1 pseudogene is annotated in these 379 nt (G+C 67.0%); it reads left to right on the forward strand.

Annotated elements, in window-relative coordinates:
• Positions 1-5: 5 nt before the first annotated feature.
• A pseudogene (locus IG64_RS37255) lies at positions 6-379 on the forward strand (transposase); the annotation flags it as partial.

Here is a 379-nt window from a genome sequence, read left to right on the forward strand (position 1 = left end):
GGCTTGTGCTGATCGTGGAACGTTTGGTGCCGGACGAGTTGTACGACCTGTTCCAGCGGGTGGTGCCGCCCGCCCCATCACGACCACAGGGCGGTGGCCAGCGTCGGTTCGGTGACCGCGAGGTACTCGCGGCGATCATCTTCGTGGCCACCACGGGCTGTACCTGGCGGCAACTGCCGCCGGTCTTCGGCCCGTCGGGACCGACCGCGCATCGGCGCTTCACCGATTGGAGTGCCGCCCGGGTTTGGGCCAAGCTGCACCGCCTGATCCTGGACGAACTGGGCTCGCGCGGCGAGCTGGACTGGTCGCGCTGCGCGATCGACTCGGTGAACATGCGGTCTCTGAAAGGGGGGATCTGACAGGTCCGAATCCCGTAGAT

This window comes from Streptomyces sp. NRRL S-340 (genome assembly GCF_000720185.1).
GTDB lineage: Bacteria > Actinomycetota > Actinomycetes > Streptomycetales > Streptomycetaceae > Streptomyces.